The 15,310-nt window shown below is 60.2% G+C and carries 11 protein-coding genes; 8 read left to right on the top strand and 3 right to left on the bottom strand.

Features of this window, described 5'->3' with window-relative positions; genetic code table 11:
- Positions 1-9: 9 nt before the first annotated feature.
- The 3 genes from NL123_RS02895 (at position 10) to NL123_RS02885 (ending at position 4,139) form a co-directional block, all read left to right on the top strand.
- Entirely contained in the window at positions 10-1,281 is a 1,272-nt protein-coding gene (locus NL123_RS02895) for a YeaH/YhbH family protein (protein WP_017138057.1), read from the top strand.
- Positions 1,278-2,843, top strand: a complete 1,566-nt coding sequence (locus NL123_RS02890) for a SpoVR family protein (protein ID WP_058424761.1) — start codon at positions 1,278-1,280, stop codon at positions 2,841-2,843. Before NL123_RS02895 ends, NL123_RS02890 begins: the two co-directional genes overlap by 4 nt.
- A 63-nt stretch (positions 2,844-2,906) precedes the next feature.
- Positions 2,907-4,139 (top strand): multifunctional CCA addition/repair protein, encoded by a 1,233-nt coding sequence (locus NL123_RS02885; protein WP_494357188.1) that lies wholly within the window; start codon positions 2,907-2,909, stop codon positions 4,137-4,139.
- Here the strand turns inward: NL123_RS02885 and folK are convergent.
- Positions 4,132-4,650: a 2-amino-4-hydroxy-6-hydroxymethyldihydropteridine diphosphokinase gene (gene folK / locus NL123_RS02880; protein ID WP_494357187.1), complete on the bottom strand. Its 519-nt coding sequence runs from the start codon at positions 4,648-4,650 to the stop codon at positions 4,132-4,134. The genes NL123_RS02885 and folK overlap by 8 nt on opposite strands.
- Positions 4,641-4,994, bottom strand: a complete 354-nt coding sequence (folB, locus tag NL123_RS02875; RefSeq protein WP_015886183.1) for a dihydroneopterin aldolase — start codon at positions 4,992-4,994, stop codon at positions 4,641-4,643. The genes folK and folB overlap by 10 nt, the downstream gene beginning before the upstream one ends.
- Before the next feature lie 74 nt (positions 4,995-5,068).
- On the opposite strand from folB, the gene plsY reads away from it, so the two are divergent.
- Entirely contained in the window at positions 5,069-5,638 is a 570-nt protein-coding gene (plsY, locus tag NL123_RS02870) for a glycerol-3-phosphate 1-O-acyltransferase PlsY (RefSeq protein WP_038843023.1), read from the top strand.
- 24 nt (positions 5,639-5,662) lie between these two features.
- Here the strand turns inward: plsY and tsaD are convergent, their stop codons facing one another.
- Positions 5,663-6,688, bottom strand: a complete 1,026-nt coding sequence (gene tsaD / locus NL123_RS02865; protein ID WP_494357186.1) for a tRNA (adenosine(37)-N6)-threonylcarbamoyltransferase complex transferase subunit TsaD — start codon at positions 6,686-6,688, stop codon at positions 5,663-5,665.
- A 202-nt stretch (positions 6,689-6,890) separates the two neighbouring features.
- Between tsaD and rpsU the strand changes: the two genes are divergently transcribed.
- From rpsU to NL123_RS02845, 4 genes are all read left to right on the top strand, one after another.
- Positions 6,891-7,106, top strand: coding sequence for a 30S ribosomal protein S21 (gene rpsU / locus NL123_RS02860; RefSeq protein WP_002551877.1), 216 nt, complete (start codon positions 6,891-6,893; stop codon positions 7,104-7,106).
- Between the two features lie 445 nt (positions 7,107-7,551).
- Complete coding sequence (gene dnaG, locus NL123_RS02855; RefSeq protein ID WP_078050435.1) at positions 7,552-9,525, top strand: DNA primase; 1,974 nt, start codon at positions 7,552-7,554, stop codon at positions 9,523-9,525.
- A 67-nt stretch (positions 9,526-9,592) separates the two neighbouring features.
- Positions 9,593-11,440, top strand: coding sequence for an RNA polymerase sigma factor RpoD (gene rpoD, locus NL123_RS02850; RefSeq protein ID WP_248484958.1), 1,848 nt, complete (start codon positions 9,593-9,595; stop codon positions 11,438-11,440).
- Positions 11,441-11,560: 120 nt separating this feature from the next.
- A complete protein-coding gene (locus tag NL123_RS02845) occupies positions 11,561-15,304 on the top strand; it encodes a bifunctional diguanylate cyclase/phosphodiesterase (protein WP_248484959.1) in 3,744 nt (1,247 codons plus the stop codon).
- Positions 15,305-15,310: the final 6 nt, after the last annotated feature.

Raw genomic sequence — 15,310 nt, 5'->3', positions numbered from 1 at the left:
GGGCTCCCCATGAGCTATGTGATCGACCGACGCCTCAATGGCAAGAACAAGAGCACGGTAAACCGCCAGCGTTTCCTGCGGCGTTACCGTGACCACATCAAAAAGGCCGTCGAAGAGGCCGTCAGTCGCCGCTCCATCACGGACATGGAGCATGGCGAACAAATCAGCATTCCCGGACGGGACATCGATGAACCGGTGCTGCACCACGGCCGGGGCGGTAAGCAGACCGTCGTGCACCCCGGCAACAAAGAGTTCACCACCGGCGAACATATCCAGCGTCCCCAAGGCGGTGGCGGCGGCAAAGGCCCAGGCAAGGCGGGCAACTCCGGCGAAGGCATGGACGAGTTCGTGTTCCAGATCACCCAGGAAGAGTTCCTTGAGTTCATGTTCGAGGACCTGGAACTGCCTAACCTGGTCAAGCGCAACCTGACCGGCACCGACACCTTCAAGACCGTACGTGCCGGGATCAGCAACGAGGGCAACCCCTCGCGCATCAACATCATCCGTACCCTGCGCTCGGCCCATGCCCGGCGTATCGCCCTGTCGGGCAGCAGCCGCGCCAAACTGAAGGAAGCCAAGGAAGAGTTGGCGCGCTTGAAGCGTGAAGAACCGGACAACTTCGGCGATATCCAGCAAATTGAGGCAGAAATCGAGAAACTCAGCGCGCGTATTCACCGCGTGCCATTTCTGGACACTTTCGACCTGAAGTACAACCTGTTGGTCAAACAACCCAACCCCAGCTCCAAGGCCGTGATGTTCTGCCTGATGGACGTGTCAGGCTCCATGACCCAGGCCACCAAGGACATCGCCAAGCGCTTCTTCATCCTGCTGTACCTGTTCCTCAAGCGGAACTACGACAAGATCGACGTGGTGTTCATCCGCCACCACACCAGCGCCCGGGAAGTCGACGAAGAAGAGTTCTTTTATTCGCGGGAAACCGGCGGCACCATCGTCTCCAGCGCCTTGAAGCTGATGCAGGAAATCATGGCCGAACGCTACCCGGCCAATGAATGGAACATCTACGCGGCGCAAGCCTCGGACGGCGATAACTGGAACGACGACTCGCCCATCTGCCGTGACATCCTGATCAACCAGATCATGCCGTTCGTGCAGTACTACACTTATGTTGAGATCACCCCCCGTGAGCACCAGGCCCTGTGGTTCGAATACGAGCGCATCGGCGAAGCCTTTGCCGACACGTTCGCCCAGCAGCAACTGGTCTCGGCCGGCGATATCTACCCGGTCTTCCGTGAACTCTTCCAGCGCAGGTTAGTGACATGACCGCCAAAAAAGAGCATAAGCGCCAACCCATCTCCACGGGGTCTGAGTGGACCTTTGAACTGATCCAGGCCTATGACCGGGAAATCAGCCGCATCGCGGCGGGTTATGCCCTGGACACCTACCCCAACCAGATCGAAGTGATCACCGCCGAGCAGATGATGGATGCCTACGCCTCGGTGGGCATGCCCCTGGGCTATCACCATTGGTCCTACGGCAAGCATTTCCTCAGCACCGAAAAGTCCTACACCCGCGGCCAAATGGGCCTGGCCTACGAGATCGTGATCAACTCCGACCCGTGCATCGCCTACCTGATGGAAGAAAACACCATCTGCATGCAGGCGCTGGTGGTGGCCCATGCCTGCTACGGGCATAACAGCTTCTTCAAGGGCAATTACCTGTTCCGCACCTGGACCGACGCCAGTTCGATCATCGATTACCTGGTGTTTGCCAAGCAGTACATCATGCAGTGCGAGGAACGCCACGGCATCGATGCGGTAGAGGACCTGCTCGACTCCTGCCACGCGCTGATGAACTACGGCGTCGACCGCTACAAACGCCCCTACCCGATTTCCGCCGAGGAAGAACGCCTGCGCCAGAAAGAGCGCGAGGAGCATCTGCAGAAGCAGATCAATGACCTGTGGCGCACCATTCCTAAAAAGACAGGAAAAAACAGCGACAAGGACAATGCACGCTTCCCCGCCGAACCGCAGGAAAACATCCTGTACTTCCTGGAAAAACACGCGCCATTGCTGGAGCCATGGCAGCGGGAAATCGTGCGTATCGTGCGCAAGATCGCCCAGTACTTTTATCCACAGCGCCAGACCCAGGTGATGAACGAAGGCTGGGCCACGTTCTGGCACTACACCCTGATGAATGACCTGTACGACGAAGGCCTGGTGACCGACGGTTTCATGATGGAATTCCTCACCTCCCACACCAGCGTGGTCTTCCAACCCGGCTTCGACAGCCCTTACTACAATGGCATCAACCCCTATGCGCTGGGCTTTGCGATGTACCGCGATATCCGCCGCATGTGTGAGCACCCCACCGAAGAGGACCGCCGCTGGTTCCCGGAAATCGCCGGCAGCGACTGGCTGTCCACCATCAAGTTCGCCATGAGCAGCTTCAAGGACGAGAGCTTTATCCTGCAGTACCTGTCGCCTCAGGTAATCCGCGATCTCAAGCTGTTCAGCATCCTCGACGACGACCTCAAGGATGACCTGGTGGTGCCGGCCATCCACGACGAGCCGGGCTATCGCACCATCCGTGAAACCCTGGCGGCGCAGTACAACCTGGGCAACCGCGAGCCCAACGTGCAGATCTACAGTATCGACGTGCGCGGCGACCGCTCGCTGACCCTGCGGCACCAGCAGCACGACCGCAAACCTTTGGGTGAATCCACCGAGGAAGTACTCAAGCACCTGCATCGGCTATGGGGCTTTGATATCCACCTGGAAACCCTGCAAGGCGATCAGGTGATGAAGACCCACCATGTGCCACCGCGCAGCGATCACAACGACAACGACTACGGCCGATTGGACCTGGCTGTCGTTCATCTCTGAAACAGCAAAGCCTCCATTGGTCAGGCACAGGCGGTATCCTGTGCCGCTAACGGAGGCTTTTTCATGAAAATCTACAAAGTCGGCGGTGCGGTACGGGATCGCCTCTTGGGCATCCCGGTCACCGATATTGACCGCGTCGTGGTGGGCGCGACTGCCGAAGAGATGCTAGCCAAGGGCTATAAGCCGGTGGGCGCAGACTTCCCAGTGTTCCTGGACCCGAAAAACGGCGATGAATACGCCCTCGCCCGCACCGAACGCAAAAGTGGCCGGGGTTACGGCGGCTTTGTGTTTCACGCGAGCCCCGAAGTGACGCTGGAAGAAGACCTGATCCGTCGCGACCTGACCATCAACGCCATGGCCGAAGACGATGACGGCAACTTGACCGACCCTTATCACGGCCAACGCGATCTTCAAGCGCGCATTCTGCGCCACGTTTCCCCGGCGTTCGCCGAAGACCCCCTGCGCGTACTGCGAGTGGCGCGATTTGCTGCACGTTATGCGCCCCTGGGTTTTACCGTCGCGCCGCAAACGCTGGAGCTGATGAGCCAACTCAGCGAATCCGGCGAACTGGAAGCCCTGACGCCGGAGCGCAGCTGGAAAGAAATCTCCCGGGCGCTGATGGAAGATCAACCGCAGGTGTTTATCCAGGTGCTGCGTGACTGCCAGGCACTGAAAACCTTGATTCCCGAGGTCGATGCATTGTTCGGCGTGCCACAACCTGAAGCCCATCACCCGGAAATCGACACCGGCGTGCACACCCTCAGCGTGCTAGAACAAGCCGCTTTGCATCAACAGCCACTGACTGTGCGCTGGGCCTGCCTGCTCCACGACCTGGGCAAGGGTACGACGCCTGTGGATAAGTTGCCGCAGCACATCGCCCACGAACACCGGGGCTTGACGCTGATCAAGACGGTCAATGAACGCTTCAAGGTGCCGAGGGATTGCCAGGAATTGGCACTGCTGGTGGGCCAATATCACACCCATGGCCATCGGGCTCTCGAGCTGAAGGCCTCGACCTTGCTGGAGTTGCTGCAAAGTTTCGACGTGTACCGGCGGCCGCAGCGCTTTGAAGAGTTCGTGGTCGCCTGCGAGATGGACGCCCGCGGTCGCAAGGGCCTGGAGCAAAGAAGTTATCCACAGGCGGATTATCTGCGCGGGGCGGCCAAGGCGGCCCGCGAGGTAGCCGTTGCGCCACTGCTGGAGAAAGGTTTCAAAGGCCCGGAGCTGGGTGAGGCGCTCAAGCGCGAAAGGCTCAAGGCACTCAAAATCTACAAGGAACAACACGCCTTCATGTAGGAGCGTTTGGTGTCAGTGGCTGGCCCTGCCATTCGAACGCGACAGGCGCCAGCACCTGGTCGATCTGCGCATCGCGCCACAACTCGGCTAGCGTCTTGCCCGCCTCGGGATGCACGCGCTCCGGCGCCATCAACGACAGCGGCCACAACACAAAGGCGTTTTTCAGGATCTCGGCCCTTGGCAGGATCAAACCGTCAAAGTTGCCCACCAGGTCGCCAAACAACAACACGTCGATATCCAACGGCAGCCCTTTGCGGTCCGGCGCATAGCGACCATTGTCGGCCTCGATGAATTTCAACCGGCGATCCAGTTCCATCAGCGGCAGATCGGTATACGCCGACACCACCAGATTGAAGAACGGCCCACTCTTGATGCCCACCGGCTGGCTTTCGAACACCGCCGAGCAGCGCATATCGGTCAAGAAACTCGCCAGCGCATCCAAGCCGGCGCACAGGTGAGACTCACGCTCGATATTGCTGCCGAGGCCAAGGTAAACCTGAGTTAGCGACATCCGCGCTCGATCTCCACGCCCACGCCCTTGGCAGCCGGCACGGCACCAGGTTTGGTCAGCTTGAGGTGCAGCCAGGGAATCTGGAATTCACTCATCAACACTTCCGCCAGGCGTTCGGCAAAGGTTTCCACCAGTTGGTACTGGGATTGCTCGGCAAAGGCCTGGATGCGCGCGGACACGCTGGCGTAATCCAGCGCCAGGGTCAGGTCGTCCCCGGCCGCAGCCGGGCGGTTGTCCCAGGCAAAGCTCAGGTCCAGGCGCAGGCATTGGCGGATTCCGCGCTCCCAGTCGTAGGCCCCAATGACGGTGTCGACTTCCAGGCCTTCGATAAACACTCTGTCCAAGCACTCTTCTCCGCAGCACGACAAGGGCGCGATGCCCCGTTAGAATCAGGGCGTCCTCGCCCGGAATAGTTAGCATGTTTTGGTCACTGGCGATTTTCGCCTACCTGCTCGGCTCGCTGTCCTTCGCCATTTTGCTCAGCCGCCTGACGGGAAACCCCGATCCGCGAATGAGTGGCTCAGGCAATGCCGGCGCCACCAATATGTTGCGCCTGGCCGGCAAGAAGCTCGCCGTGCTGACGCTGCTGGGCGACCTGTGCAAGGGCTTGTTGCCCGTGCTGATCGCCAGCCTCGCCGGCCTGCCCCTGCAACAGCAGGCCTGGATCGGCGTCTGCGCGGTCCTCGGCCATCTGTTTCCCCTGTACTTCCGCTTTCGCGGCGGCAAAGGCGTCGCTACGGCTGCCGGCATGCTGCTGGGGATTTATCCACCGGCAGCGTTGCTGGCTGTACTCGCCTGGCTGCTGACGTTCTACCTGACCCGCACCAGCTCACTCGCCGCGCTGATCGCCACCCCGCTCACCCTGCCGTTGCTGGCCTGGCAAGAACCGGCGGCGCTGCTGCCGATGAGCGTGCTGACACTGCTGATCGTCTGGCGCCACCGGGGCAATTTACGCGACCTGTTTGCCGGGCGCGAACGGCATTTTTAAATACCTTCAATTCACGTTGCGGCGTTACAGCGGCGACAACTGCTCCATCGGCCAACGTGCCTGCACGCTGATCGCCAGGCTTTCATGCTGCCCGGCCTGCAGGCGCTGGCAACCGGCGTAGGCGATCATCGCGCCGTTGTCGGTGCAGAATTCCGGCCGCGCGTAGAACACATCGCCTTTCATGTCGCCGAGCATTTTTTCCAGCGAAGTGCGCAAGGCCTTGTTGGCACTGACGCCGCCGGCGATCACCAGGCGCTTCATGCCGGCCTGCTTGAGGGCGCGTTTGCACTTGATGGTCAAAGTCTCCACCACGGCCTGCTGGAACGCCAGCGCGATGTCGCAACGGGCTTGCTCGCTGTCGTCCCCGGCGCTGACGCTGTGCTGCCAGGTGTTTAACGCGGAGGTTTTCAAGCCGCTGAAGCTGAACATCAGGCCGGGGCGATCACACATCGGGCGCGGGAAGGTGTAGCGGCCGGCCACGCCTTTTTCGGCAAGACGGGCGATTTCCGGGCCGCCGGGATAATTGAGGCCCATCATCTTCGCGGTCTTGTCGAAGGCTTCACCGGCAGCATCGTCCAAAGATTCACCCAAAAGGGTGTATTGGCCGATTCCTTCCACCTGAACCAGCTGCGTATGCCCCCCCGAAACCAACAAAGCGACGAACGGGAACTGTGGCGGGGTTTTCTCCAGCATGGGAGCCAATAAATGGCCTTCCATATGGTGCACGCCGAGCGCCGGAATGCCCCAGGCAAAGGCCAGCGCCTGGGCGCAAGAGGCCCCAACCAGCAGGGCTCCGACCAATCCGGGGCCAGCGGTGTAGGCGATGGCATCGATCTCGGTCGGCACGCAGCCGGCTTCGTCCAGCACCTGGCGGATCAGGGGCAGCATGCGCTTGACGTGATCACGGCTGGCCAGCTCCGGCACGACGCCGCCATAGGCACGGTGCAGGTCGATCTGGCTGAACAGCGCATCGGCCAGGAGCCCGCGTTCACTGTCGTAAAGTGCGACACCGGTTTCGTCGCAGGAGGTTTCAAGTCCCAGTACTAGCATGGGTTTGCGCCTTGTAGAGGCTGAATTCGAAGGCGCGCATAATAGTCGCCACTCCCCCTCCCGACTAGCGGTTTTCGATCAGAGGCTTTGCATTCCGGGCAATGAGGGGTTAACATCCGCAACCCTTAAAAACCGACGACCTCAGCCGCGAATTTTTTGCGACGAGAACGTTGATCCCGGTAATGAAAGAAGGTAGCTCTGGATGCCAGCCGTCAAAGTTAAAGAGAACGAACCCTTCGACGTAGCTCTGCGTCGTTTCAAGCGCTCCTGCGAAAAAGCCGGTGTACTGGCTGAAGTTCGTAGCCGCGAATTTTACGAGAAGCCAACTTCTGAGCGTAAGCGCAAAGCAGCAGCCGCTGTTAAGCGTCACGCCAAGAAAGTTCAGCGCGAACAGCGCCGCGCCGTTCGTCTGTACTAATACACAGACGTTCGTAGCAAGCTTCTGCCAAGCCCGGCCCTCAGCCGGGCTAATGGCATTTGCGGATATCGCTTGATGCTTCACCGTTGACGCCGCACATGCGACTGAGACAACTGCTTCACACGTCAGGACTGGCTCTTTTGCCAGCGGTGCACGTCTCTTCTGACGAGCCTATCAAGGCTACTGACGAGCACACTCATTCTGTAACCAGCCGACCAACCGGGTCGACTGCGCCCAACGAGGCGTTTCCGAGGCCCATCAACGGCCAAGACCGGACGCCGGGGCAACATTTCCACACCGAAGACTGATCAGAAACTAACGTCAGTGAATATTCGGCAGATACACTTCCGTACAACCCATGCAGTCGCTGGATGCTCGAGCACTCGATACGCGCGCTTGAACACCTCACGGGCCCTCATTTACACGCAGTGATGACGAGAACGCCATGGCCGGGCTGATTCCCCAGAGCTTTATTGACGACCTTCTGAACCGCACCGACATCGTCGATGTGGTCAGCTCGCGCGTGCAAATGAAGAAAGCCGGCAAGAACTACACCGCCTGCTGCCCGTTCCACAAGGAAAAGACCCCGTCGTTCAGCGTCAGCCCCGACAAGCAGTTCTACTACTGCTTCGGCTGCGGCGCGGGCGGTAATGCCCTCGGCTTCATCATGGACCACGACAACCTGGACTTCCCCCAGGCCGTCGAGGAACTGGCGAAAGCCGCCGGCATGGAAATCCCCCGCGAAGAAAGCGGCCGCCCGCACAAACCGCGGCAACCCACCGATTCGCCGCTGTACCCGCTGCTGACCGCCGCTGCCGACTTCTACCGTCAGGCGCTTAAAAGCCATCCGCAGCGCAAGGCCGCCGTCGACTACCTCAAGGGACGCGGCCTCACCGGCGAAATTGCCCGCGACTTTGGCCTGGGGTTCGCCCCGCCCGGCTGGGACAACCTGTACAAGCACCTGAGCAGTGACACCCTCCAGCAAAAGGCCATGATCGACGCCGGCCTGCTGGTGGAGAACGCCGAGACCGGCAAACGCTATGACCGCTTCCGCGACCGCGTGATGTTCCCGATCCGCGACAGCCGAGGCCGCATCATCGCCTTTGGTGGCCGCGTACTGGGCGACGACAAGCCAAAATACCTGAACTCCCCGGAAACCCCGGTGTTCCACAAAGGCCAGGAACTCTATGGCCTGTTCGAAGCCCGCAAGAACAACCGCAACCTCGATGAAATCATCGTGGTCGAAGGCTATATGGACGTGATCGCGCTCGCCCAACAAGGCCTGCGCAACGCCGTCGCCACTTTGGGCACCGCCACCAGCGAAGAACACATGAAACGCCTGTTTCGTGTGGTGCCCAGCGTGTTGTTCTGCTTCGACGGCGACCAGGCCGGCCGCAACGCCGCCTGGCGCGCGCTCGAAGCTACGCTGTCGAGCCTGCAGGACGGACGCCGTGCGCGCTTCCTGTTCCTGCCCGAAGGTGAAGACCCGGACACCCTGGTGCGCTCCGAAGGCACCGACGCATTCCGCGCGCGCATCAATCAACACGCGCAGCCGCTGGCCGACTATTTCTTCCAGCAACTGACCGAAGAAGCAGATCCGCGCTCCCTCGAAGGCAAGGCCCATATGGCCACCCTCGCGGCACCGCTGATCGATAAAGTACCAGGCGCCAACCTGAAGTCCCTGATGCGCATGCGCCTGCTGGAAATCACCGGCCTCAGTGGCGAAGCCGTCAGCCAGCTGGTGCATAACGCACCGCATGACGCAGCGCCACCCGCCTACGACCCAGGCATGGATTACGACGCCATGCCGGACTACTCCGACTTCCACCAACCCCAGGAGGCCTACGCGCCCCAACAGGAGTGGACGCCGAAGAAACCCGGTGCCGGCGGCAAGAAATGGGACAAGAAACCCTGGAGCAAGAACGGCAAGCGCGGCGACGGCGATGAGGCCTACGCCCCGCGCACCCCGGTTGCCGTGGAAGCGCCGACGCTGATTGCCCTGCGCACGCTCATCCACCACCCGCAGCTGGCGGAGAAAGTCGAGAGCGCGGATCATTTTGCCAACGAGAGCAACACCTATGCCCAGGTACTGATCGCCCTGATCGAGGCGGTACAGAAAAATCCTAAGCTAAACTCAATTCAATTGATGGCTCGTTGGCATGGCACCGAACAAGGCCGCCTGCTCAAAGCCCTCGCGGAAAAGGAGTGGCTAATTGACGGCGATAACCTTGAACAACAGTTTTTAGACACCATTACTAGGTTATCCGCGGGTCAGCACACGCAGACCCTCGATGAACTGATCAAGAGAGCGAGGCAGCCGGGATTGTCGGCTGAAGAGCAAATTCAGATAGCAAAACAGATGCGCGACCTCTTAAAACAGAATGTTTCCGCATCAAACCCGACCTCAGCTGGCGTGTGAGGTCATAGCTCGGGTATAATCCTCGGCTTGTTTTTTGCCCGCCAAGACCTTCAGTGGATAGGGTGTTATGTCCGGAAAAGCGCAACAGCAGTCACGTATCAAAGAGTTGATCGTTCTCGGTCGTGAGCAGGGTTACCTGACTTACGCGGAGGTCAACGACCACCTGCCTGAGGATATTTCAGATCCAGAGCAGGTGGAAGACATCATCCGCATGATTAACGACATGGGGATCAACGTATTCGAAGCTGCGCCAGATAAGGATTCCCTTATGCTGGCGGACGCCGATACCGACGAGGCTGCCGCAGAAGAAGCGGCTGCCGCGCTGGCTGCTGTGGAGACCGATATCGGTCGTACCACCGACCCTGTGCGCATGTATATGCGTGAAATGGGTACCGTCGAGCTGCTGACACGCGAAGGCGAAATCGAAATCGCCAAGCGTATCGAAGAGGGTATCCGTGAAGTGATGGGCGCAATCGCGCACTTCCCAGGCACGGTTGACCACATTCTCTCCGAGTACACCCGCGTCACCACCGAAGGTGGTCGCCTGTCCGACGTTCTGAGTGGTTATATCGACCCGGACGACGGCATTGCGCCGCCTGCCGCTGAGGTACCGCCGCCTGTCGATGCCAAGGCTGCGAAAGCGGACGACGACTCCGAAGACGACGACGCTGAAGCCAGCGACGACGAAGATGAAGTCGAAAGCGGTCCGGACCCGATCATCGCTGCCCAGCGTTTCGGTGCGGTTTCCGATCAAATGGAAATCACCCGCAAGGCTCTGAAAAAGCACGGTCGCGCCAACAAGCAGGCGATTGCCGAGCTGGTGGCCCTGGCTGAGCTGTTCATGCCGATCAAGCTGGTGCCAAAGCAATTCGAAGGCCTGGTTGAGCGTGTTCGCAGTGCCCTGGAGCGTCTGCGTGCCCAAGAGCGCGCAATCATGCAGCTGTGCGTGCGTGATGCCCGCATGCCGCGTGCCGACTTCCTGCGCCAGTTCCCGGGCAACGAAGTAGACGAAAGCTGGACCGACGCACTGGCCAAAGGCAAGGCGAAATACGCTGAAGCCATTGGTCGCCTGCAGCCGGACATCATCCGTTGCCAGCAGAAGCTGACTGCGCTTGAGACCGAAACCGGTCTGACGATCGCCGAGATCAAGGACATCAACCGTCGCATGTCGATCGGTGAGGCCAAGGCCCGCCGCGCGAAGAAAGAGATGGTTGAAGCCAACCTGCGTCTGGTGATCTCCATCGCCAAGAAGTACACCAACCGTGGCCTGCAATTCCTCGACCTGATCCAGGAAGGCAACATCGGCTTGATGAAGGCTGTGGACAAGTTCGAATACCGTCGCGGCTACAAGTTCTCGACTTATGCCACCTGGTGGATCCGTCAGGCGATCACTCGCTCGATCGCCGACCAGGCCCGCACCATCCGTATTCCGGTGCACATGATCGAGACCATCAACAAGCTCAACCGTATTTCCCGGCAGATGTTGCAGGAAATGGGTCGCGAACCGACCCCGGAAGAGCTGGGCGAACGCATGGAAATGCCTGAGGATAAAATCCGCAAGGTATTGAAGATCGCAAAAGAGCCGATCTCCATGGAAACCCCGATCGGTGATGACGAAGACTCCCATCTGGGTGACTTCATCGAAGACTCGACCATGCAGTCGCCAATCGATGTCGCCACTGTTGAGAGCTTGAAAGAAGCGACTCGCGACGTACTGTCCGGCCTCACTGCCCGTGAAGCCAAGGTACTGCGCATGCGTTTCGGCATCGACATGAATACCGACCACACCCTTGAGGAAGTCGGTAAGCAGTTTGACGTGACCCGCGAGCGGATCCGTCAGATCGAAGCCAAGGCGCTGCGCAAGTTGCGCCACCCGACGCGAAGCGAGCATCTGCGCTCCTTCCTCGACGAGTGACACCAGACCCCCGGCCCAGGCCGGGGGTTTTGTTTTGTATAGATAAAATCCCTCGCAACGCCCCTCCCTCGCAATGCCCGTCTACACTCGAAACATTCCCCGTGCCATAACGAGACCGTTATGCCCAGATTGCCGACTGTGTTACTGCTGTCGCTGCTGACCTGGACCGCAACGGCTGGCGCGTTGACTCTCACTGATGATGAGCGTGGCTGGTTGGCGGACCATCAGGAGCTGCGCCTGGGGGTGGACGCGTCATGGCCACCCTTTGAATACCGTGACGAAGAGGGTCGCTACCAAGGTTTGGCGGCGGATTACGTGCGTCTGATCCAGGATCGCCTGGGTATACGGGTCAAGCTGATCGAACCGGTGAACTGGAGCGCGGTGCTGGAGCTGGCCCGCAACAACCAGCTCGACCTGCTGCCTGGCATCATGTCCACACCGGAGCGCCAAGGTTACATGGCGTTCACTCGCCCGTACCTGGACTTCCCCATCGTCATCCTGGCCCACGAAGGCGGGGCCAAACCGCGCAACCTGAAGGATCTCTACGGGCTGAAGATTGCCGTGGTGGAAAACTACGCGCCCCATGAACTGCTGCGCACGCACCATCCCGACCTCAACCTGGTGGCCATGCCGAATGTGAGTTCGACGCTGCAAGCCTTGGCCACGGACGAAGTGGATGCGGTCGTCGGCGACCTCGCCTCAAGCGTCTGGAGCCTGCGCCAACTCAAGCTCGACGGCTTGTACGTCAGCGGCGAAACGCCCTACCGCTACCAGTTGGCGATGGGCGTACCGCGCGACAACAAAATGCTGGTGAGCATCCTCGACAAGGTACTGGCCGACCTTAGCGCGGAGGAAACCGACGCGATCCAGCAACACTGGGTCGGCAGCTTTACCGACCACCGTACGTTCTGGACCGACTTGCTGACTTACGGCCTGCCCACAGTGTTGCTGCTGAGTACGGTGCTGGCCGTGGTGATCCGGATCAATCGCCGGCTCAGTTCGGAAATCTCCCGCCGCGTAGCCCTCGAACAGGAACTGCGCAGCAGCGAGTACCACTATCGCGGCCTGGTGGAGAGCTTGTCCGCGATCGCCTGGGAAGCCAGCGTTACCGATTTCACCTACAGCTATGTATCACCCCACGCCGAGGAACTGCTGGGTTACCCGCGGGCCCACTGGCTGATTCCGGGCTTCTGGCGCAACATCATTCACCCCGCCGACCTGATTCGCACCGAATCCTACTGCCAACGCGAAACCCGCGCCAACCGTGACCACAGCGTTGATTACCGGGTCATCACCGCCGACAACCGTTGCTTGTGGGTGCGTGACATCGTCAGCCTGATCGAGCACGGCCATGAGCCCGTGCTGCGCGGCTTGATGATCGACATCAGTGAGGCAAAGCGCACCGAAGAGGCCCTGCAACTGTCTGAGCAGAAGTTCGCCTCGGTGTTCCAGCAATGCCCGGACATCCTGGTGATTGCACGGCTGTCCGACGGCTGCCTGCTGGAGGTGAACAAAGCGTTCGAGGACCAGGTCGGGCTGACAGCCGAACAGGTCGTGGGTAAAACCGCTACCGAGCTGAACATCTGGGGCATCCAGGGCGCAGGCCCCGATCTGCTGCAGCGGTTGCAGACCACCAGCATCCGCAACCTGGAAATGCCCTTTCTGCGCAGCAATGGCCAAGCCTTCACCGGGCTGATTTCCGCCGAGCCGTTTCAACTCGACACTACAGAGGCCATCGTGGTGGTGGTGCGCGACATCACCCAACTCAAGGAAACCCAGCAACAGCTGCAAACCTCCGAGGAGAAATTCGCCAAGGCCTTCCACGCCTCCCCCGACGGCTTGCTGTTGAGCCGCCAGCGCGATGGCCTGCTGATAGAAGTGAACGATGGTTTCAGCCGGATCACAGGTTTCAACAGCGCCGCCTCCGTCGATCAGTCCACCTTGGACCTGGGCATCTGGGTCGACCTCAACGAACGCAAACACATGCTCGAACTGATGCAGCGCGATGGCTTTGTGCGCGACTTCATCTGCCACATACGCCGCAGCGATGGTCAGATTCGCCTGTGCGAGCTATCCAGCCGCCCACTGCCGATTGGCGATGACGACTGCATGCTGACCATCGCCCGAGACATCACCGAACGCCAACTGATGCAGGAAAAACTGCAACAAGCTGCCACCGTGTTCGAGAGCACAGCCGAAGGTGTGTTGATCACCGACACCCGGCAGAACATCAGCGCCGTCAACCGTGCCTTCAGCGAAATCACCGGCTACAGCGAGGCCGAAGCCCTCGGTAGCACCCCGCGCCTGCTCGCTTCCGGCCTGCACGACAGCGCGTTTTATGCGGCGATGTGGCACCAATTGACCGCCCAAGGGCACTGGCAAGGCGAGATATCCAACCGTCGCAAGAACGGCGAGTTGTACCCCAGCTGGCTGACCATCAGTGCCGTGCGCAACCGCGACCAGTTGATCACGCATTTCGTCGCGGTGTTCGCCGACATTTCCAGCCTCAAACTGGCCCAGGCGCGCCTCGACTACCAGGCGCATCACGACCCTTTGACCGGCTTGCCCAACCGCACGCTGTTCGAAAGTCGACTGCAGGCCGCCCTCAACGGCCACCAGGAAACCGGCAAACAAGGCGCCGTGCTGTTTCTTGACCTGGACCGTTTCAAACACATCAACGACAGCCTCGGCCACCCGATCGGCGACCTGCTGCTCAAAGACATCGCCGTACGCCTCAAGGAGCAACTGCGCGACATCGACACCGTGGCACGCCTGGGCGGCGACGAATTCATCATTCTGCTCCCCGGCCTGCAGCACGCCAACGACGCCCAGAACCTCGCCAATAAACTGCTGGCCTGCTTTACACCGCCGTTCCAGGCCGGTGAGCACGAGTTCTTTATCAGTGCCAGCATCGGCACCAGCCTCTACCCACAGGACGGCACCGACGTCGCCACGCTGGTCAAGAACGCCGACGCGGCGATGTACCGCTCCAAGGCCAAGGGGCGCAACCGGGTCGAAAGCTACACCCGCGACCTCACCGCCCAGGCCAACGAGCGCGTGGCGCTGGAACATGAACTGCGTCGCGCCATCGAGCGCAACGAACTAAGCCTGTACTACCAGCCCAAACGGAGCCTGATCACCCAGGAACTGATCGGTGCCGAAGCATTGATCCGCTGGCATCACCCCACTTTTGGCGACGTACCGCCCGAACACTTCATCGCCCTGGCCGAAGAGAACGGCATGATCCTGCAGATCGGTGATTGGGTGCTGGAGCAGGCCTGCCGGCAACTGCACACCTGGCAAGGCACGTTCGAGGAGTTCGGCCCACTGTCGGTGAACCTGGCCGGCGCTCAACTGCGCCACCCCGGCTTGCTGGCACGCATCGAACAGCTATTGCGCGACTATCGACTCGACCCGGGCTGCCTGCAACTGGAGATCACCGAAAACTTCATCATGAGCCAGGCCGAAGAAGCGCTGGAGGTGCTGCACCAACTCAAAGACCTCGGCGTACAACTGGCAATCGATGACTTCGGCACCGGTTACTCTTCCCTCAGCTATCTCAAACGCCTGCCCCTGGATTACCTGAAGATCGACCAATCCTTCGTCCGCGGCCTGCCCGACGACCCCCACGACGCCGCCATCGTGCGCGCCATCATCGCCCTGGGCCACAGCATGCAATTCACCATCATCGCCGAAGGCGTGGAGAACCCCGCACAACAAGCCTTCCTCGCCGCCGAAGGCTGCGAACAGATGCAAGGCTACATCGTCAGCCTGCCGCTGCCGCCGGAGCTTTTTGCTGCTACGTTTCTTCGTATGAGCATTGAGGATTTTTCGGATGGCACAGCGGGGAAACCATCGTTATAATCCGCG

The organism is Pseudomonas sp. FBCC-B1565 (assembly GCF_059133265.1).
This window is presented reverse-complemented; position numbering and strand designations above follow the sequence as displayed.